Source organism: Streptomyces sp. NRRL S-1022 (genome assembly GCF_000720135.1).
GTDB lineage: Bacteria > Actinomycetota > Actinomycetes > Streptomycetales > Streptomycetaceae > Streptomyces.
Genome location: NZ_JOIU01000023.1, coordinates 117,423 through 136,438 on the forward strand (window position 1 = coordinate 117,423; position 19,016 = coordinate 136,438).

Annotated in this window: 19 protein-coding genes, 1 pseudogene and 1 riboswitch; of the genes and pseudogenes, 7 read left to right on the forward strand and 13 right to left on the reverse strand. The window is 72.4% G+C overall.

Features of this window, described 5'->3' with window-relative positions:
- Positions 1-5: 5 nt before the first annotated feature.
- The 7 genes from IG05_RS0130245 to fahA all read right to left on the reverse strand — a co-directional run bounded on the left by IG05_RS0130245 (position 6) and on the right by fahA (position 6,745).
- Positions 6-794: an ABC transporter ATP-binding protein gene (locus IG05_RS0130245; protein ID WP_030347214.1), complete on the reverse strand. Its 789-nt coding sequence runs from the start codon at positions 792-794 to the stop codon at positions 6-8.
- On the reverse strand, positions 778-1,692 hold the full coding sequence (locus IG05_RS0130250; RefSeq protein WP_051790398.1) for an ABC transporter permease: 915 nt from the start codon (positions 1,690-1,692) through the stop codon (positions 778-780). Before IG05_RS0130250 ends, IG05_RS0130245 begins: the two co-directional genes overlap by 17 nt.
- Complete coding sequence (locus IG05_RS0130255; RefSeq protein WP_030347216.1) at positions 1,689-3,032, reverse strand: ABC transporter substrate-binding protein; 1,344 nt, start codon at positions 3,030-3,032, stop codon at positions 1,689-1,691. The genes IG05_RS0130250 and IG05_RS0130255 overlap by 4 nt, the downstream gene beginning before the upstream one ends.
- Positions 3,033-3,046: 14 nt before the next feature.
- Positions 3,047-3,274 carry a 4Fe-4S dicluster domain-containing protein gene (locus IG05_RS0130260; RefSeq protein WP_030347217.1) on the reverse strand — a complete coding sequence of 76 codons (228 nt, stop codon included), beginning with the start codon at positions 3,272-3,274 and terminating at the stop codon, positions 3,047-3,049.
- Between the two features lie 32 nt (positions 3,275-3,306).
- Positions 3,307-4,095 (reverse strand): GntR family transcriptional regulator, encoded by a 789-nt coding sequence (locus IG05_RS0130265; RefSeq protein ID WP_030347218.1) that lies wholly within the window; start codon positions 4,093-4,095, stop codon positions 3,307-3,309.
- A gap of 133 nt (positions 4,096-4,228) precedes the next feature.
- The gene (locus IG05_RS0130270) at positions 4,229-5,167 is read right to left on the reverse strand and encodes a M56 family metallopeptidase (protein ID WP_030347219.1); all 939 of its coding nucleotides are present in this window, start codon (positions 5,165-5,167) and stop codon (positions 4,229-4,231) included.
- Between the two features lie 360 nt (positions 5,168-5,527).
- The gene (gene fahA, locus IG05_RS0130275) at positions 5,528-6,745 is read right to left on the reverse strand and encodes a fumarylacetoacetase (RefSeq protein ID WP_030347220.1); all 1,218 of its coding nucleotides are present in this window, start codon (positions 6,743-6,745) and stop codon (positions 5,528-5,530) included.
- 411 nt (positions 6,746-7,156) lie between these two features.
- Here fahA and IG05_RS0130280 point away from each other — a divergent pair, with 411 nt between their 5' ends.
- Positions 7,157-7,969 (forward strand): HAD family hydrolase, encoded by an 813-nt coding sequence (locus IG05_RS0130280; RefSeq protein WP_030347221.1) that lies wholly within the window; start codon positions 7,157-7,159, stop codon positions 7,967-7,969.
- 37 nt (positions 7,970-8,006) lie between these two features.
- Here the strand turns inward: IG05_RS0130280 and IG05_RS0130285 are convergent, their stop codons facing one another.
- Positions 8,007-8,486 carry a transglycosylase SLT domain-containing protein gene (locus IG05_RS0130285; RefSeq protein ID WP_030347222.1) on the reverse strand — a complete coding sequence of 160 codons (480 nt, stop codon included), beginning with the start codon at positions 8,484-8,486 and terminating at the stop codon, positions 8,007-8,009.
- Between the two features lie 5 nt (positions 8,487-8,491).
- Positions 8,492-8,671, reverse strand: a riboswitch (cyclic di-AMP (ydaO/yuaA leader).
- Positions 8,672-9,256: 585 nt separating this feature from the next.
- Here IG05_RS0130285 and IG05_RS0130290 point away from each other — a divergent pair.
- The 4 genes from IG05_RS0130290 (at position 9,257) to IG05_RS0130305 (ending at position 13,618) form a co-directional block, all read left to right on the forward strand.
- On the forward strand, positions 9,257-10,267 hold the full coding sequence (locus IG05_RS0130290; RefSeq protein WP_030347223.1) for a polyprenyl synthetase family protein: 1,011 nt from the start codon (positions 9,257-9,259) through the stop codon (positions 10,265-10,267).
- A 261-nt stretch (positions 10,268-10,528) separates the two neighbouring features.
- Positions 10,529-11,737 carry a LolA family protein gene (locus tag IG05_RS0130295; protein WP_030347224.1) on the forward strand — a complete coding sequence of 403 codons (1,209 nt, stop codon included), beginning with the start codon at positions 10,529-10,531 and terminating at the stop codon, positions 11,735-11,737.
- Between the two features lie 71 nt (positions 11,738-11,808).
- On the forward strand, positions 11,809-12,747 hold the full coding sequence (locus IG05_RS0130300; RefSeq protein ID WP_030347225.1) for an ABC transporter ATP-binding protein: 939 nt from the start codon (positions 11,809-11,811) through the stop codon (positions 12,745-12,747).
- On the forward strand, positions 12,734-13,618 hold the full coding sequence (locus tag IG05_RS0130305; RefSeq protein ID WP_030347226.1) for an ABC transporter permease: 885 nt from the start codon (positions 12,734-12,736) through the stop codon (positions 13,616-13,618). The genes IG05_RS0130300 and IG05_RS0130305 overlap by 14 nt, the downstream gene beginning before the upstream one ends.
- Positions 13,619-13,625: 7 nt before the next feature.
- Here the strand turns inward: IG05_RS0130305 and IG05_RS0130310 are convergent, their stop codons facing one another.
- Positions 13,626-14,213, reverse strand: a complete 588-nt coding sequence (locus IG05_RS0130310; RefSeq protein ID WP_030347227.1) for a flavodoxin family protein — start codon at positions 14,211-14,213, stop codon at positions 13,626-13,628.
- 202 nt (positions 14,214-14,415) lie between these two features.
- On the opposite strand from IG05_RS0130310, the gene IG05_RS0130315 reads away from it, so the two are divergent.
- On the forward strand, positions 14,416-15,522 hold the full coding sequence (locus tag IG05_RS0130315) for a hypothetical protein (RefSeq protein WP_234336084.1): 1,107 nt from the start codon (positions 14,416-14,418) through the stop codon (positions 15,520-15,522).
- 25 nt (positions 15,523-15,547) lie between these two features.
- Here IG05_RS0130315 and IG05_RS0130320 read toward each other — a convergent pair whose 3' ends face one another.
- The 3 genes from IG05_RS0130320 to IG05_RS0130330 all read right to left on the reverse strand — a co-directional run bounded on the left by IG05_RS0130320 (position 15,548) and on the right by IG05_RS0130330 (position 18,029).
- Complete coding sequence (locus IG05_RS0130320) at positions 15,548-16,015, reverse strand: VOC family protein (RefSeq protein WP_030347229.1); 468 nt, start codon at positions 16,013-16,015, stop codon at positions 15,548-15,550.
- Between the two features lie 84 nt (positions 16,016-16,099).
- Complete coding sequence (gene rarD / locus IG05_RS0130325) at positions 16,100-17,056, reverse strand: EamA family transporter RarD (RefSeq protein WP_030347230.1); 957 nt, start codon at positions 17,054-17,056, stop codon at positions 16,100-16,102.
- Between the two features lie 118 nt (positions 17,057-17,174).
- Positions 17,175-18,029 (reverse strand): SDR family oxidoreductase, encoded by an 855-nt coding sequence (locus IG05_RS0130330; protein ID WP_030347231.1) that lies wholly within the window; start codon positions 18,027-18,029, stop codon positions 17,175-17,177.
- A 92-nt stretch (positions 18,030-18,121) separates the two neighbouring features.
- Between IG05_RS0130330 and IG05_RS0130335 the strand changes: the two genes are divergently transcribed.
- Positions 18,122-18,511, forward strand: coding sequence for a winged helix-turn-helix transcriptional regulator (locus IG05_RS0130335; protein ID WP_030347232.1), 390 nt, complete (start codon positions 18,122-18,124; stop codon positions 18,509-18,511).
- Positions 18,512-18,530: 19 nt separating this feature from the next.
- Here IG05_RS0130335 and IG05_RS0130340 read toward each other — a convergent pair.
- Positions 18,531-19,016, reverse strand: a pseudogene (locus tag IG05_RS0130340) (2-oxoacid:ferredoxin oxidoreductase subunit beta); the annotation flags it as partial.

Genomic DNA, 19,016 nt, shown 5'->3' on the forward strand with positions numbered 1-19,016 from the left:
GCCTTTCAGGAGCCGAGCGAGCTGAGGACGGCGCGGCGCAGCGCCACACGGGCCGGATCGTCGAAGGCCGCACGGTCCCGGGGACGCGGCACCTCGCGTACGGCGGACACCCGGCCCGAACCGAGCAGGGCCACACGGTCACCGAGGAAGAGCGCCTCGTCCACGTCGTGCGTGACAAACACGACGGTCGCGCCCGTGCCCCGCAACACCTCCACCAGCAGGTCCTGCATGCCGGACCGGGTCTGCGCGTCGAGGGCGCCGAAAGGCTCGTCCATGAGGACCGCGCGCGGACTGTCCGCCAAGGCCCGGGCCAACTGGGCCCGCTGGCGCTGCCCACCGGACACCCGGTGCGGCAACTGCCCCGCCTGCTCGCTCAGCCCGACCCGCGCGAGCCACGACGCGGCGCGGGAACGCCGCTCCACGCGCGGGACGCCCCTGATGGCCAGGGGGAGTTCGACGTTTCCGCGCAGGCTGCGCCAGGGCAGCAGCGCGTCCTCCTGGAAGACGAGCGCGCGGTCGGCCGACGGCCCGGTCAGCGGGCTGCCGTCCGCCTCGGCCGTGCCGCCCAGCGGCGCCAGCAGCCCGGCGAGCGTCCGCAACAGCGTGGACTTGCCGCAGCCGGAGGGGCCGACGACGGTGAGGATCTCGCCGGGGGCGACGTCCAGGTCGACGCCTGACAGGACCGGCGCGTCCGGGCGGCCGAGGACGGCGGAGCGGAAAGCCAGCCGGGTGCCGCGCACGCCTTCCGTCACCGGTGCGGCGGGAGCGGTGGCGGTCTCAGACGAGGTGCTCATCACGGGCCTCCTCGGTGTCGTTCTGGCCCTGTTGCTCGGACTCGGCCTGCTGCTCGGGCTCGCCGTCGGGGCGGGCTGGGGCGGCGAGCGCCCGGGGCGCGCGGGTCCGCGCGCCGGGGACGTACGAGGTGCGGGGCAGCCAGCGGGTCAGCCGGCGGCCGAGGAGTTCCACGGCCGTGGAGGTGATCCAGCCGAGCACGCCGATCGTGACCATGCCGACGAAGACACCGGGGTAGTTCACCACCGTGTAGTCCTGCCAGGTGCGGTAGCCGACCCCGTACTGGCCGGAGATCATCTCGGCGGAGATCACGCAGATCCACGACACGCCGATGCCCACCGACAGGCCGCCGAAGATGCCGGGCAGGGCTCCCGGCAGCACGACCGAGCCGAGGATCCGGAGCCGGCCCGCGCCCATCGTGCGCACCGCCTCCTCCCAGACCGGGGTCAGCGCGCGGACCGCGTGCCGAGTGGAGACCAGCACGGGGAAGAAGGCGGCGGTGCAGGTGATGAAGACGATGCCCTGCTCGTTCGAGGGGAACAGCAGGATCGCGACCGGGACGAGGGCGATCGCCGGGATCGGCCGGACGACCTCCAGCACCGGTCCGAGCAGGTCCTCGGCCAGGCGGGAGCGGGCCACGAGCACGCCGGTCGCCACACCGAGGACGGCCGCCAGCGCGAAGCCGGTCAGGATGCGGGTGAGGCTGTCGGTGAGGTCGGTCCAGTAGTCGTCGCCGGAGAGCCGGTCGGCGAAGGCGCGGGCCACGTCGGTGACCGTCGGGAACTGCGAGAACCGCAGCCACAGGTCGACGTTCAGGCTGGTCAGCAACTGCCACACGCCGAGGGCGGCGGCCAGGGACACCGCCCGCAGCGCATACCGGGCCAGGGGCCGCCGGGTCATGAGGCCCGCTCCAGAGCCTCGCGGTACGACACCGTGCGCGCGCCGCCGTGCGCGGAGAGGTAGTCCTTCGCGGTGGCCGGGGTGACGAAGGGCAGCAGCCGGTCGCCGTCGGCCACCCAGACCGCCTTGTCGGCGAACCAGAGGGTGCCGGTGGTGGAGTCGGGCACGTAGGCGGCGCGGATGCCGTCCTGGTGTGCGGCCAGGTAGGCCAGCAGTTGCTCCGGGGACTTGTAGGAGAGCGTCTTCTCGCTGCCCCTGGGCCACACCTCGCTCGCGGCCGGCGGGGGCGACGTGGCGAGCCGCTTGGCGTACGACGTGCCGAGGGCCTTCTTCACGTACTGGTCGTCGACGAAGGAGTCCACGTCGATGTCGCCGGTCAGCTTGGCGGACTTCAGCACGGACACGTCCTGCTTCAGGGCGGAGACGAGCCGCGGGGCGAGCGCCGGGCTGAACGTGGCGATGCCGTGGGCGCCGTTGTACAGGTACACGACCTCGGCGGGCAGCCCGGTGGCCTCGGCGACCTTCTCGGCCGCGGTGACGGGGTGGCCGTTGAGGTAGTCCGTCGCCTGGGCCTGCGCCTTGAGGAAGGCTTCCAGGACGGCCGGGTGCTGCCGGGCGAAGTCCTCGCGGGCGGTGACGCCGTGGAAGGTGGGCAGGTTCAGCCGAGCTCCGTCGTACAGGGCCTTGGCCTTGCCCTGGAAGGCGAGCAGGCCCGGCCAGGCGACGAACTGGGACAGCGCGTCCACGCTGCCGGCCGACAGCGCCGAAGCGCCCACGGCGGGCTGCTGGTTGAGCTTGGAGATTCCCTTGTCCGGGTCGATGCCGGCTCGCTGCAGGGCCCGTACGAGGGTGCCGTCGGCGGCCGAGCCGATGCTCGTGGAGACCTTCTTGCCCTTCAGGTCCTTCAGCGATGTGAGGCTGGAGTCGGCTGCGGTGACGATGGTGTTGAGGCCGCCGCGCAGGTTGTAGCCGGTGGCGGAGACCAGGTGGGTCGGCCGGTCGAGCTGCTTGCCCCGGGCCGCGTTGAGCAACAGCGGGAAGTCACCCATCGAGCCGATGTCGATCTTCCCGGCGGTCATCTGGGCGGTGATCGGAGCGCCGGTGGCGTAGTCCTGCCAGTCCACCTTGTAGGTGTGGCCGTCGTGCAGGGAGTTGAGCTGCTTCTCGAAGTATCCGAGGGAGCGCAGCAGGGTGCCGGCGGTGACGGTGTTGATGGTCTTGGACTGGTAGCCGACGGTGACGGTGACCGTGGAGCCGCTGCCCGCCTCGGCGCTGCCGCCGCAGGCGGACAGGGGCAGCAGGAGCGCGGTGGCGGACAGGGCGACTGTCGTGCGTCTCATGATGGGTGTACCTCTCACCGCAGCAGGTAGGGCATGTTGACCGTGACGGCTCCGGTGGGGCAGCGAGCCGCGCAGGGGCCGCAGTACCAGCACTCGTCGACGTGCATGTACGCCTTGCCGCTGCTCTCGTCGATGGCGAGGGAGTCCAGCGGGCACATGTCCACGCAGAGGGTGCAGCCGTCGATGCACTTCGACTCGTCGATGGTCACGGGCACGTCGGCCCGCTGGGGCGCCAAGGGCATGGCTGTCTCCAGGGAATGTGCAGGCGGGGCGGTTACGACCGGTGCAGCAGGCCGCTCATCGTGATGCGGTCGCCGCGGAAGCGGATGAACTCCAGGTCGACGGGTCGGCCGTCGGCGAGGTGCGTGAGGCGCTCCAGCATGAGTACGGCGGCGCCGCGCGGGGCCTGGAGCACGGCTGCGGAGTGGGCGTCCGCGTTCACCGCCTCCAGGGTGATCTCGGCGTGGCCGAGAGGCTGGCCGGTGATGGCTTCCAGGAGGCGGAAGACATCGGTGTTCTCCAGGTCGGCGCCGAGCAGGGCGGTGCCGATGTCGAGCGGGATGTAGGTGAGGTCGAGGGAGAGCGGGAGGCCGTTCAGGCGGCGCAGGCGTTCGATGTACAGGACGTCGGCGCCGGCCGGGACGCCCAGGCGTTCGGCCACGGGGACGGGAGCGGGGGCGGGGCCCATGGTGCGGACCTCGTTGGTGACGCGGCCGTGTTCGCGGAGGGTTTCCGCGAGGCCCATCAGACGGTCGAGCCCGTGCGGGTATTTCCGGGCGACGACGACGGTGCCGACTCCGGGCAGCCGGTCCACCAGGCCCTCGGCCCGGAGCAGGTCCAGGGCTTGGCGGACGGTGTTGCGGGAGGCGCGGTAGTCGGTGGCGAGGGTGGACTCGTGGGGGAGCGTGCCGTCTTGGAAGGCACCGGTGAGGATCTGGCGGCGCAGCAGGTCGGCGAGCTGCCGGGCCCGGTCCGCACGCAGCCGGTGCCGTGCGCGGTGGGCGGCGACGGTGCTCGCGGCGCCCTGCCCGGCATGGTCTCGGGGGCGGTCGGTGGGTGGCATGGCTGGAACCATACCTACGCGGTAGGAAATGGCGTGTTGCTGGAGTGTTGCGCCAGCTGCGGTCATCCAGAGCAGGCCGCTGACCTGGGTGTTCGTGTTCGATGGAGCAAGATCTGCCACCCCGTGGGGACGGTCAGGACAGTGCCGTCAGCCCCGGAGCGAAGGTGATCAGCAGGGGCAGCAGCGGCACCAGCGCGGCCACCGTCGTCGTCAGGGCCCGGTGCCGGCGCAGCAGCCGCGGCGGCGGCTCCAGCAGGCGGTCGACGCGCTCGCCCAGGAGGCGGCGGCTGGAGTCGCAGGACAGGACGCCCCGGTGCTGGTTCAGCTCGATCAGGGCGAGGGCCGTGGTGAGGTGTCCGCAGCGCCGGGACGCCGTGTCGTCGGCGGCCAGCTCGACCAGGCGGTGCGTCTGGTCGCAGAAGTGGGCGAAGAGCGGCACGCGCGGGAAGCCCGTGGCGAGCGCGGTCGACAGGTGCAGCAGCCAGTCGTGGTGGGCGCGGGCGTGTCCGCGCTCGTGCGTGAGGACGGCGTCCAGCTGGAGGTCGGTGAGGCGGTGCAGCGCTCCCGTGGTGACGACCAGTTGCGGCGGGTGTCCCGGCATCCACCATGCGTCCGGGTACTCGTCCTCCAGTACCAGCATCGGCCCGCGTGCCGCGGGCAGTCCGGCCGGCAGCTCGGGGGCGCGCTCGCGCAGGTGCGCCCGGGCCTGGCCGCGGCTGCGGCGGGCCTCGACGAGTTCGCGGGCCAGCATCGCCGTCGTCCACGCCGCCCCGCAGGCCAGCAGCATGGTGAGCGCCACCGCCCACACCGGCGCGGTGGAGAGGTCGTAGGCGGCGGTGACGGCGGGCGGCGCGGGGGCGAACACGCGGTCGCGGACGGTGTGGAAGACGGCCGCCGCGCCCAGGACCAGTGCGGTCAGGCAGCACAGCAGGACGGTGGCGACCAGGCACTGCCATACCCACAGCCCCACCACGGGGTCCCGCTCGGGCCAGGCGGCACGGGTCAGCGCGCGCGGCGCCGGTACGGCGGCCGTCAGGGCGACGACGCTCAGCAGGAGCAGGCAGACGGTCATGCCGGGGCTCCGGTTCCTGGTCGGAGAGGTGTGCGGTGTCGGTGGTGCCGGGACACGTCACGCGACGGCGGCTCGCGCGTGGTGCGTGTCCCCGTCAGTATGACGAAGACCGGCGCCCCGAGTCAGGTGTCGGCGACGATCCCGCGGCACCCGGCACCCGGCACCCGGCACCCGGCACCCGGCACCCGGCACCCGGCACCGCGGCACGCGCGCGTGGGTGAACCGGCGGAGACCCTGGCTTCTCCTCCGCCGGCTGGGTGCCGCCACGCGCGTGACCGTGCCGCGCCGGGTGCGGCGGCCCAAGGAGGCCGCCTCCGGCTTGTGAGCCGTCCGGCGGATCCGTCGCCGCCGGACCGCGGGTCACCCCGCCACGACCCGTCCGCTCACCTCGCCCAGCCCGACCCGGCGCCCGTCCGCGCCGGGGGCCCACGCCGACAGCGTCACCACGTCACCGTCCTCCAGGAAGGTCCGCTTGCCGTCGGGGAGTTCGAGGGCGTCTCGGCCGTTCCAGGTCAGCTCCAGCAGGGAGCCGCGCTGGTCCTCGGAGGGGCCGCTGACCGTGCCCGAGCCGTACAGGTCGCCCGTGCGCAGGGAGGCGCCGTTCACCGTCATGTGGGCGAGCTGCTGGGCGGCGGTCCAGTACATGGTGGAGAACGGAGGCTCGGAGACCACATGGCCGTTGATCGCGACGGAGATGCGCAGGTCGTAGCCGTCGGGTTCCGTGTCGGGCGCCGAGTCGTCCAGGTAGGGCAGGAGGGGGTGGGTGCGCTCGGGGGGTGCCACGCGCGCGTGCTCCAGCGCTTCCAGCGGGGTGATCCACGCCGACACCGAGGTCGCGAAGGACTTGCCGAGGAACGGGCCGAGCGGGACGTACTCCCAGGCCTGGATGTCCCGCGCGGACCAGTCGTTCAGCAGGCACAGCCCGAAGACGTGCTCCCGGAAGTCGCCGAGCGCGACCGGGCTGCCCAGCCGGGACGGCACGCCCACGACGAAGCCGACCTCGGCCTCGATGTCCAGCCGGACCGACGGGCCGAATACGGGCGCGGGGTCGCCCGGACCCTTGCGCTGCCCGGACGGCCGTACGACGTCCGTGCCCGAGACGACCACCGTGCCGGAGCGGCCGTGGTAACCGATCGGCAGGTGCTTCCAGTTGGGGGTGAGGGAGTCCTCGGCGTCCGGGCGGAAGATCTGGCCGACGTTGCGGGCGTGGTTCTCCGAGGCGTAGAAGTCGACGTAGTCCGCGACCTCGAAGGGCAGGTGCAGGGTCACCTCGGACAGGGGGTGGAAGAGCGGCTCGACGGCCTCGCGGTGGGCCGGGTCCGTGACCCAGGAGGTGACGTCACTGCGCACCCGCGACCAGGTGGCGCGGCCGGCGGCCAGCAGCGGGTTGAGGGTGGGCCGGGCGAGCACCGCCTGGTGGGGCGAGCCGAGCGCGGCGGCCGCGGCTCCCGCGTCGAGGACGTGGTTCCCGAGGCGGACGCCGATCCTCCGCTCCGTGCTGCCGGCGGGCGAGAACACGCCGTAGGGGAGGTTGTGCGGACCGAAGGGGTCGCCCTCGGGGACGTCGAAGGGGGGCATGGGGTGCTGCCTCACTCTCATCCGGGCCATGCATGGCACTGCGTTCCATGTGGTCGGGCCACACGTTACGGCCCACTCGCGTGTCTTGGGCAGTGCCTCAGGCGGTGCCCGGCAGGTTGCTCGCGAGGTGTCCGGGGCGGCCCGTTGCCGCAAGCGCCGTCAGCGTGCCCTGCGGGCCGACCGCGAGGTGCCGGGACCGATCGCCGGCGCGGTGGTACTGATCGCCGGGCGCGGCGGTACGGGGATCCGCCGCGACTGGTCAAGCAGCCCGCCGTAGCGCGTGGTTGAGCCGGCGAGCCGCAGCGGAACCGTCCATCGGGGCACCCGCGCACGCGAGTTGGGGCGCAGTGGCACGTAAGTGCGTGGATTGACAGGTGAGTCTGCGGCGCGCGGTGTCCGTATTCTCTGATCATGGCACCCACCCCGGCATATGCACTGATCGCCACCGACCTGGACGGGACGCTGCTGCGCGACGACGACACCGTCTCCGACCGGTCGCTCGCCGCGCTGGCGCGGGTGGCGCGGGCCGGTGCCCGGCACCTGGTGGTGACGGGCCGCCCGGCCCCGCGGGTGAGGGCGCTGCTCGCGGACCTCGGCTGCGCGGGGCTCGCGGTGTGCGGACAGGGGGCGCAGGTCTACGACGCCGGTACCGGCCGTCTGCTGTGGTCGGTCCGGCTGGACCGGGAGCTGGCCGAGACCGCGCTCGGCAAGATCGAGGCGGAGGTGGGGCAGGTCTACGCGGCGGTCGACCAGGACGGCGTCGACGGGCTCACGCTGATCGAGCCCGGTTACCGGATGCCCCACCCGACGCTGCCCGCGGTGCGTGTCGGCCGGCGCGACGACCTGTGGGCGAAGCCCATCAGCAAGGTGCTGCTGCGGCACGCATCCCTGTCGGACGACGAGTTGGCGGCGGTGGCGCGCGCGGCGGTGGGCTCGCTGGCGACGGTCACCATGTCCGGGCCGGGCACCGTGGAGCTCCAGCCGAGCGGGGTGACGAAGGCGACCGGGCTGGCACTGGCCGCCGAGAGGCTGGGGGTCGGCGCCGACCGGGCCCTCGCCTTCGGTGACATGCCCAACGACATCCCGATGTTCGACTGGGCCGCGCGCGGTGTCGCCATGGCCGGCGCGCACCCCGAGCTGAAGGCGGTGGCCGACGAGATCACCTTGTCGAACGAGGACGACGGCGTCGCCGTCGTCCTCGAAGGACTCTTCCCGGCCGGCTGACCGGGACACCGGTGGCGCCGGGCGCGGCCCGGGGCCGTCAGTAGGCGCCGAAGACGTTGTCGATGGAGCCGTACCGCGCGGCCGCGTAGTTGCAGGCGGCGGTGATGTTCGCGACCGGGTCGTAGATGTTGAACGACGTTCCGGCGACGTGGTACGCGTTGAACGTCGGGTCGATCACCTGGAGCAGGCCCTTGGACGGGATGCCCTTGGCGGCGTTGGAGTCCCAGAGGTTGATGGCGTTCGGGTTGCCCGAGGACTCGCGGATGATGTTGCGGTAGATGCCGTTGTAGGTGCCCGGGATGTGCTTCTCGGCCATGATCGCGAGCGACTCGCGGATCCAGCCGTCCAGGTTGTTCGCGTATCCAGCGGTGGTGGTGGCGGCCGTCGCGGTGGTGCCGGTGGCCGCGGAGGCGCTGGTCGCGCCGATGAGCGGCAGGGCGAGGACGGCGACTCCGGTGCCGGCGGCGGCGAGGGCGCGGACGAGGCGGGTGCGGCGGGGCTGAGCGGCAGCAGGCATGGGGGTGTTCCTCTCCGTCGCCTGCGAGGTGAGCTGTCGGGTTCGGGCGGGGAGGTGCCCGGCCGTGCCCTGGAAGAGGCACGGCTTCACCCCGAGCCGTACCGGTGCGGCGTGTGCCGTCCGGCCCGGCGGCTTACCTGGGTCCCCCGCTCCTGCCGTACGAATGAGTTCGTCGATGGGTTATGCGGGCGGCGGCAGGATTAGGCGTCCGCCCGACGGCCCGGAACGTATGCGAGAGCACATGTCGGGAACAAGTGCCGGATTCACACAACATGTGATTTGACCTTGATCGACGGTGTATGGGGTGCTTGATCCTTTGCGGTTGCCAATACTCAACTCGCCGACAGGACAAGGGCTCCCAGGGGTTTCTGAGGGTGGGTCGGGTAGACGGGGAGCGTGACCCAACTCACGAAATAGCAAAATGCTTCAAATCGGACATGGGGGATTAGGGGGATTAAGGGAGGAAGTCGGGTGATGGCGGAACCCGGGATGCGGCGCGCGTCGTTGCCGTAGTGGCCGGCGCGATAAGGGGTGGCGAAAAAGGCATGGGGAGGTTGCGGTGGAATGTTCGGATTACTCTTAAAGGGGCGAATGTCCGGTCTGATCATGTGATCACCGTTATGCCGGTCGTGACGGGGTACCGCCCGGGCTGGACCGGTGGGCGCTAGCGGTGATCGAACAGGGACCGGATACGCTGACTTGAGTGATGGCAGCGACCTATCGACAAACCGTGTAATCGCCAGCAGACACCAGCAGACAGGAGACCCCTCGTGACCGTCGTCGGGCCGTTCGGGCTGAGCGTGCGGGACCAGGCTCTGGAAGCCGATGTCCAGGCCGGATTGGCGGCTGTCGAGGAAGGCTTGCTCGAAGCCACCAAGAGCGAGGTCCCGTTCATCACGGAGGCCGCGCAGCACCTCGTACGCGCCGGAGGGAAGCGTTTCCGGCCACTCCTCGTGATGCTCGCGGCCCAGTTCGGCGACCCGTACGCGCCCGGCGTCGTGCCGTCGGCCGTGGTCGTGGAGCTGACCCACCTGGCCACGCTCTACCACGACGACGTCATGGACGAGGCGGCCGTGCGGCGGGGCGTGGACAGCGCCAACACCCGCTGGGGCAACTCCGTCGCGGTCCTCACCGGCGACTTCCTGTTCGCGCGCGCCTCCCAGATCCTCGCCGACCTCGGCCCCGAGGCGGTCCGGGTGCAGGCCCTGGCGTTCGAGCGGCTCGTCACCGGCCAGATCCTGGAGACCGCAGGTCCCTCGGACGGACGAGACCCGGTCGAGCACTACCTGGACGTGCTCGGCGGCAAGACGGGCTCCCTGGTGGCCGTGTCGTGCCGGTTCGGCGCGATGATGTCGGGCGCCGACGAGACGGTCGTCGACGTGCTCACCCAGTACGGCGAACGGCTCGGGGTGGCCTTCCAGCTCGCCGACGACGTCCTGGACATCGCCTCCGACTCGCACGAGTCCGGCAAGACCCCGGGCACCGACCTGCGCGAGGGCATCCCCACCCTGCCGGTGCTCCGGCTGCGTGAGCGCGCCGCCCGGCTGGGCATGCCCGAGGACACCGCGCTGTGCGAGCTGCTCGACTCCGACCTCGGCGACGACGCCCGGCTCGCCGAGGCGCTGGCCGCGCTGCGCGCGCACCCCGCGCTGGAGCAGGCCCGCCGGGACACCGTGCGGTACGCGGAGGAGGCGCGGGCCGCGCTCGCCCCGCTGCGCGAGTGCGACGCCAAGGCGGCGCTGCTGGAGCTGTGCGACGCGGTGGTGCACCGCGCCGGCTGACCCGGCCGGACCGCTTACCGACGGCGGCGCCCGCCCGACCCCTACGGGTCGGGTGGAGATACCGCCGTCGCGTGTCATACCGCAGGCGTACACGGAGTTGGCTCCGAGGGCTGACGCTTCCTCACGGCCGATTTGGTCAGATGGAAACCACGGAAATCACCACTCCTCACCGATTCGGGTGAGAATGGCGGCTCAGGTGGACCAGCGGACCAGTGGACCAGCGTGAGGGCAGCCGCCGCCGACGACGGAGGTAAGGCACACATGGCACCGTACGAATCCGACGACGCAGTGGGCGCCGCGCGGGACGAGGACCCCCGCTCCGGCCGGCGCAAGGCCGCCCGGTACGCCGTCCCGGTCGCGGTGGTGGGAGTGGCGGCGGCCACGATCGGGCTGGTCCCGGCGCTCGCCGACTCCGGCGACCCCGACCTGCCGAGGATCAGCGCACAGCAGCTCCTCAACAAGATCGCCAAGTCGGACGTGCAGCAGCTGTCCGGCACCGTGAAGATCAGCACCGACCTCGGTCTGCCCGACCTCGGCGGCCTGGAGAAGGGCCTGCTCTCCGGCGCGGGCCGGGGCGGCTCCGGCGACGACTCCGCCGACCCGCAGGCCAAGCTCACCGAACTGGTCACCGGCACGCACACCCTGCGCGTCGCCGCCGACGGCCCCGACCGGCAGAAACTGTCCCTCCTGGAGAGCGGCGCCGAGTACAGCCTGATCCACGACGGCAAGGACGTCTGGGGCTACGACAGCAAGAGCAACCAGGTCCACCACTCCACCGCCGCCGGCTCCGGGAAGGACCGCCGCGCGGAGCCGCCGGCCACCCCCGAGGACTTCGCCGCCGAGGCCCTGAAGTCGGTGGACGACACCACGTCCGTCACCGTCGACGGCACCGCGCACGTCGCCGGGCGCGACGCCTACAAGCTGCTCATCCAGCCCAGGCAGTCCGGCACCACGGTCGGCGCGATCAGCATCGCCGTCGACGCGAAGACGGGCCTGCCGCTGAAGTTCACGCTCACCCCGAAGAGCGGCGGCGCCGCCGTGCTGGACGCCGGCTTCACCCAGGTCTCCTTCGCCAGGCCGGCCGCCTCCACCTTCGACTTCACCCCGCCCAAGGGCGCGAAGGTCACCGAGGACCATGACGGGGCCAAGGCGCCCGAGCACGCCCCGGGGCACGGCGGGGGCCTCGCCGGCGGCCTGGAGGGCAAGGGCGGCCCGAAGGTGCTCGGCAAGGGCTGGACGTCCGTCGCCACCTTCGACACCGGCGCCCAGGGCGGCCTGCCCAACGGCTCCCGCGGCGGCGACCTCGGCGGCTTCCTGGGCTCGCTCGGCGAGAAGGTCTCCGGGAAGTTCGGCAAGGGCACGGTCTTCTCCACCCGTCTGGTCAACGCCCTGATCACCGACGACGGCAAGGTGTACGCCGGCGCGGTGACCAAGGACGCTCTGGTGAAGGCGGCCGACGCGGAAAAGTGACCCTTCCCGGGCACTACACAGCGTGACCGCACGTTGACCCTTCACGGGAGCACGAACCGAGGGGGAAGCCGATGGACGAACCACCCGTGATCGACACGCGCGGACTCACCAAGCGCTACCGCGGCGGACAGCTCGCCGTGGACGGTCTCGACCTGACCGTCCCGGCGGGCAGCGTCTTCGGCTTCCTCGGCCCGAACGGCTCGGGCAAGACCACCACGATCCGCATGCTGATGGGCCTCATCGAGCCGACCGCGGGCACGGCCCGGGTGCTCGGCCGGCCCATGCCCCGGGCGGCCCGTACGGTCCTTCCGCAGGTCGGCGCGCTCATCGAGGGCCCCGCCCTGTACGGCTTCCTCTCCGGCCGGGACAACCTGCTGCGCTACGACGCCGCCGACCCGGCCGCCGACCCGCGCACCCGGCGCGCCCGGGTCGCCGCGGCACTGGACCGGGTCGGCCTCGCGGCCGCCGCGGGCAAGAAGGCGAAGGCGTACTCGCTCGGTATGAAGCAGCGTCTGGGGCTGGCCGCCGCGCTGCTCCAGACGCGCAGACTGCTCGTCCTGGACGAGCCCACCAACGGCCTCGACCCCCAGGGCATGCGGGAGATCCGCACCCTGATCAGGGAGCTGGCCGCCGACGGTACGACCGTCTTCCTCTCCTCCCACCTCCTGGACGAGATCGAGCAGGTGTGCACCCACGCGGCGGTCATGGCGCAGGGCCGGCTCGTCGTCCAGGGCGCGGTGGCCGAGCTGGCGGCGGGGGCGCGCGGCCGGCTGGTGGTGACGACCCCGGACGGGGCCGAGGCGGCCCGTACGCTGAAGGAACTGGGGGTGGGAGACGTCACCGCCGACGGGGACCGGGTCACCGGCGAACCACCCGAGCGGGACCTCGCCGAGGTGACCGCGGCCCTGGTCGCCGCGGGCGTCCGCGTCCGCGGCCTGACACTCGAACGGGCCTCGCTGGAAGACGCGTTCGTGGCCCTGACGGGGGAGGGCTTCGATGTCGCGGGCTGACGTGCCGCAGGCGGGTGCCGCACGCCGGCCGAACCCCCTGTGGACTTTCGGACTGCTGCGCAGCGAGCTGGTCACCACCATTCGTCGCTGGCGCACGCTCGCCCTGCTCGGGGTGCTGGCCGCGGTGCCGGTGCTGGTCGGCACCGCGGTGCGGATCGAGACGCGGGGCGGCGGGACGGTCGGCGGCGGGAACGGCGAGGGGCCGGCGTTCCTGACGCAGATCACCAACAACGGGCTGTTCCTGGTGTTCACCGCGCTGGCCGCGACCCTGCCGTTCTTCCTGCCGATGGCGGTCGGTGTCGTCGCGGGCGACGCGATCGCCGGGGAGGCGGGCGCGGGCACCCTGCGCTATCTGCTGGTCGCCCCGGCCGGCCGCACCCGGCTGCTGCTCGCCAAGTACGCGAGCGTGCTGGCCTTCTGTCTGCTGGCCACCCTGGTCGTCACGGTCTCGGCGCTGCTCGCCGGAGCGCTGCTCTTCCCCATGGGCGAGCTGACGACGATCTCGGGAACCCGGATAGGCCTGGCCGAGGGATGTGGCCGCGCCCTGCTGATCGCCCTGGTCGTCGCGGCCTCACTGGTCGGTGTGGCGGCCCTCGGCCTGTTCGTGTCGACCCTCACCAACAGCGGCATCGCGGCGATGGCGACCACGGTCGGGCTGCTCATCACGGTGCAGATCGTCGACCAGATACCCCAGCTGCACGCCGTGCAGCCCTACCTGTTCCCGCACTACTGGCTGTCCTTCGCCGACCTGATGCGCGACCCCGTCTACTGGGACGACCTGGTGAAGAACCTCGGCCTCCAGAGCCTGTACGCGGCCGTGTTCGGCTCGGCGGCCTGGGCGCGGTTCACGGCGAAGGACATCAGCGCCTAGCCCCCGCCTACGCGGTCTCGTGCGGGAAGCGTGCCGGCGGCGCCTCCTGGGCGAAGAACGTCTTCGCCCGGGTCAGCGCCTCCGTGTCCTGGCGTATGTCGCCGGGCCCGCTGCCGTTGCCCAGCAGGACTCCGCCGAAGCGCATCCTCAGGTAGGCCGCCGAGTTGTTGAGGGTGCCCGCATACGGATCGGCGACGGACGGCTCGCGGTCCGCCAGCGCGGCGATGCCCCACAGGGTGCGGCCGGCCATCGCCGCCTTGAAGTCGATGTCCGGGGTGCGCAGCCAGGCCGACCAATGGTCCAGGTAGCGCTTGGTGAAGCTGGAGACCGAGTACCAGTACAGCGGCGAGGCGATCACGATGTCCGTGGCCGCGAGGGTGGCGTCCAGCAGCAGGCCGGTGGCCGTGTCCGCCGGCGGCCGTACGTGGTCGCTGTCGTGGCGCCGGTCCACGAAGTCGGGCAGCGGGTGGTCGGCGAGGCGGATCCATTGCTGCTCGGTCTCCGCGGGCAACTGCTCGGCGGCCGCTCGGGCCAGCAGCTCGGTGTTGCCGTCCGGGCGGGCGCTGCCCAGGACGAAGAGGAAGCGGCGGTTCATGGGTCCCCCAGGTGCGTGTCGTCGAACCATTTAAGGCGTGTGCATCTTATGCATGTGCAACCAAATTGCGCCAGGGGGTTCAGCGTACGGCTGGTGCGAGGCTGTGACGTCGCGGTGACGCGGAAGCCAGGGGGTAGGCGACACACTGGTGGCCAGGACGCGTACGACCGGATCGCGACGCCGGAGGAGTGAGGGAACACCGATGGCTGGACTCAGCTTCGAGAAGAAGCGGGCACCGCAGCTCGTGGAGCACCCGGCGGCGGTGCCCGTCCGGGTGTTCGGCGCGGGTTCCGCGTCGGTGGACGGGACGCCGGTCGTGGCGGCGCCGGGCGAGGAGATCCAGCAGGCCGTGCTGAACCACCTCCAGCGCCTGGCCATCAGCCTCGGTACCCCCGTACGAGCGACCATCCACGACAACCGCGCGGGCTGGGTCGTCCCCCTGGAGGTCGCGGCGGACGGCTCCAGCCGGATGACGGGCAAGCCGGTGCGCCTGACGGGTGTGGACCAGCGGCCGGGGGGCGTACCGGACCAGCGGCCGACGGCCGTACCGCCGGGCACCGTGCAGGCCCCGACCGGGCAGTTCGGACCGGCGCCCATGATGACCGAGCCCGCCACGAACACACAGCTCCCCGCCGCTCCGGCTCCCGCCGTCCGGCTCCCGGCAGCCCCGGCTGCGGCCCAGGCCCCGGCCCCCGCCGCGGCCGTACCGCCGGTGCCGCTCACCGCCGTACCGTCGGACCTGGCCGCTCCCGTCACCACCACCACGCCGACCCCGGCCCGCGGGTTCGACGCGGTCGCCGAGGAGGTGCTCGGGGACGGGCCGCTGACCGAGACCGCCGAGGGCGCGGAGCTGCTGAGCGAGCCGATGGGCCGTATCAACGAGGCCGTTCGGGCGGGCCGTATCGACGCGGCGGCGGACCTGGCCGACCGGACGCTCGCCGAGGCGTCCGCCGTGTTCGGCCCGGACCACGCCGAGGTGCTCCACCTGCGCGAACTGTCCGCCTACATCGCCTACCTGGCCGATGACCCGGTCCGCGCCTTCCGGCTGTCCCTGGACCTCGCCCGGCTGCGCCGCCAGGCCCGGGACGGGGAGGCCGCCTACGGCAACGTGCAGAGCGCGGCCACCGCGTGGCGCGCGGTGCGCGACCCCGAGGAGGGCCTGCGGCTCGGCCGCGACCTGATCGACCTGTGGACGGACCTGAGTGCCGAGCCGGGCCCCGCCGCGGACGATCCGCGCCCGCTGGAGTCCGCCCGCGCCCGCATGGTCCGCCTGACCGACCGCGCGGCCAAGGCGGCGGCGCGGGCGTGACCGGCCCCGCGCGCGGGAGACGGGCCTACTGCACGCAGAACTCGTTGTCCTCCGGGTCGGCCATCAGCACCCACTGACCAGCGGGTTCCTTCACCTCCCGCAGCACCCGCGCGCCCAGCGCCTGAAGGCGTGCCACCTCGTCCGCGCGCCGCTCCGGGCCGGCGTGGAGGTCGAGGTGGAGCCGGTTCTTCCCCGCCTTGGGCTCCGGCACCCGCTGGAACAGCAGCCGCCGTCCGAGCCCGGTGCCGGTCTCCGGGTCGTACGGGTCGTCGGGGTGCCGTACGGCGATCAGGTCACGGAAGGCGGGCCGCCCGTGGTACTCGACGGTGGCCTCCCCGGACAGCGCACCGACGGTCAGCAGCCGTTCGACGAGGGCACTGTTGTCCTCGGCCGTGTAGTGCAGCGCGGCGGCCCAGAAGTCGGCCTGTGTGTGCGGGTCGGCGGCGTCGATGACGAGTTTCCAGTGCAGCGGGGCGGGTGCCTGTGTGGTCATGCGTCCCACTTATAGCCGGAGTCACCGGCGGAGGGGCCGGCTCCGGCCTCTCCGGCCGAAACGTCCGCCGAGCGGGCGCAGCCCTCAGACGTCCGCTCCCGCCGACGTGGGCGTCTCGACCGAGCGGGCCGCCGGCACGGCGAGCCGGGCCGGCCGGCGCGCGGCGCGCAGGGCGTCGCCCGTGAGCAGGATCAGCGCCAGCCAGACCAGTGCGAACCCGGCCCACCGCTCGGGCGGCATCGCCTCGTGGAAGTAGAGGATGCCGAGCAGGAACTGGAAGAGCGGGGCCAGGTACTGCAGCAGGCCCAGCGTGGACAGCGGCACACGGATCGCCGCCGCGCCGAAGCAGACCAGGGGCAGGGCGGTGACGACGCCGGTGGAGGCGAGCAGGGCGGCGTGCCCGGTGCCGTCGTTCACGAAGCTGGCCTCGCCGTGCGCGGTCAGCCACAGCAGGTAGCCGAGCGCCGGCAGGAACTGGATCGCGGTCTCGGCGGTCAGCGACTCGACGCCGCCGAGGCCGACCTTCTTCTTGACCAGCCCGTAGACGGCGAAGGAGAAGGCGAGACAGAGGGAGATCCACGGCGGCCGGCCGTAGCCGACGGTCAGCACGAGGACGGCGGTGAAGCCGATCCCGACCGCCGCCCACTGCACGGGCCGCAGCCGCTCCTTCAGGAGCAGCACGCCCATCGCGATGGTGACCAGCGGGTTGATGAAGTAGCCGAGCGAGGCCTCGACGACGTGCCCCGCGTTCACCGCCCAGATGTAGACGCCCCAGTTCACGGTGATGACGGCGGCGGCCACGGTGACCAGGCCGAGCCGCCGGGGCTGGCGCAGCAGTTCTCCGGCCCAGGCCCAGCGCCGCACGAAGAGCAGCGCGACGGCGACGAACACCAGGGACCACACCATGCGGTGGGCCAGGATCTCCACGGCACCGGCGGCCTTGAGCAGCGGCCAGAACAGGGGGACCAGCCCCCACATCCCGTAGGCGGCGAAGCCGTTCAGCAGGCCTATTCGGTGTTCACCATCGGACGTGCCGGCCACGGCCCCTCCTTCTCGCGCGCGTCCTCCCTGGACGCACGAGAACGAAGGTAGCGCCGCAGGCCACCGGCTGTCATGCCCGTATTGCCATACGGTCATGACAGCCGGGCGCGCGTGCGCGTCAGCCCTTCAGGGCGGCCGTGACGGCCTCCGCCAGCGGGGTCGCCGGGCGGCCGATCAGCCGGGACAGGTCGCCGGAGGAGACGACCAGCTCGCCCCGCGCGATCGAGGCGTCCACGCCGGCCAGGATCCCGGCCAGCGGCGCGGGCAGCCCGGCGCCGGTCAGGATGCCGGTGAGGGCCTCCACCGACACCGCGTTGTAGGCGATCTCCCTGCCGGTCTGCCGGCTCAGCTCGGCCGCGTACTCGGCGAAGCTCCACGCCTCGTCCCCGCCCAGTTCGTACGTGGTGTTCTCGTGGCCCTCGCCGGTCAGCACCGCGACCGCGGCGGCGGCGTAGTCGGCGCGGGAGGCCGAGGAGATCCGGCCCTCGCCGGCGGCCTGGACGACCGCGCCGTGCTCCAGCACCGGCGCCAGGTTCTCCGTGTAGTTCTCGTGGTACCAGCCGTTGCGCAGCAGGCTGTACGGCAGGCCGGAGGTGAGCAGCACCTCTTCGGTCGCCCGGTGGTCGTCCGCCAGCGCGGCCGTCAGGCTGCCGGGGGCGCTGGTGTAGGCGAGCAGCGCCACGCCGGCCGCCCTGGCCGCCTCGATGACGACGGTGTGCTGGCCCACCCGGCCCTTGTCGAACTCGTTGCCGGAGATCAGCAGCACCCGGTCGCCGGCGGCGAACACGCCGTCGAAGGTCTCGGGCGCGTTGTAGTCGGCGACGGCCAGCCGCACGCCGCGGGCCGCGAGGGCGGCGGCCTTCGCCTCGTCCCGTACGACGGCGGTGATCCGCTCCGCCGGGACCTTCTCCAGCAGTTGCTCCACCACGTGCCGGCCGAGGTGTCCGGTGGCTCCGGTGACGACGATGCTCATGATCTGCGATCTCCTTCTCGGGTGTGTCTGTCACTAACCTTAGAAGGAGCGCTAACTGTGGGAAAGTACCCACTTTGAAGTAAGGTACGTGCATGTCGGTAAGTGAGTGGCAGGGCGACGGCGAGGCCATGTGCCCCCACCGCCTGATCCTGGAGCACGTCACCAGCCGCTGGGGTGTGCTGGTCCTGATCCAGCTCCTCGACCGCCCGTACCGTTTCAGCGAACTGCGCCGGGCGATCGGCCGCGTCAGCGAGAAGATGCTCACGCAGACCCTCCAGACGCTGGAGCGCGACGGCCTGGTCCACCGGGATGCCAAGCCCGTCATCCCGCCGCGCGTCGACTACTCCCTGACCGAGCTGGGCCGCGAGGCGGCGGAGCAGGTGCGGGCGCTGGCGTCGTGGACCGAGCAGCGCATGGACGACGTACTCGGTGCCCGCCGGGCGTACGACGAGGCCCGGGACGCGCGGTCCCGGGCCTCGTGATCACAGGCGGGCGGCCGGGCTAGCCGACGACCGTCCAGGTGTCCCCGCCCGCCAGCAGCGCGGCCAGGTCACCCTTGCCCTTCTGCTCGACCGCCGTGTCGAGCTGCTCGGCCATCTGGGCGTCGTACACCGGCCGTTCCACCGAGCGGAACACGCCGACCGGGGTGTGGTGCAGGGTGTCCGGGTCGGCCAGCCGGGACAGCGCGAAGGCCGTGGTCGGGGACGCGGAGTGGGCGTCGTGCACCAGGACGTCCGCCTCGTTCTCCGGGGTCACGGTCACCACCTTCAGGTCGCCGGTCCGCCGGTCGCGGACGACGCCTCTCGCCCCGTCCGCCCCGAAGCGGATGGGCTGCCCGTGCTCCAGCCGGATCAGCGCCTCCTCGGACCGCTGCTTGTCCTTCAGTGCGTCGAAGGCGCCGTCGTTGAAGATGTTGCAGTTCTGGTAGATCTCGATCAGGGCCGTGCCCGGGTGGTCGGCGGCGGCGCGCAGCACCTCGGTCAGGTG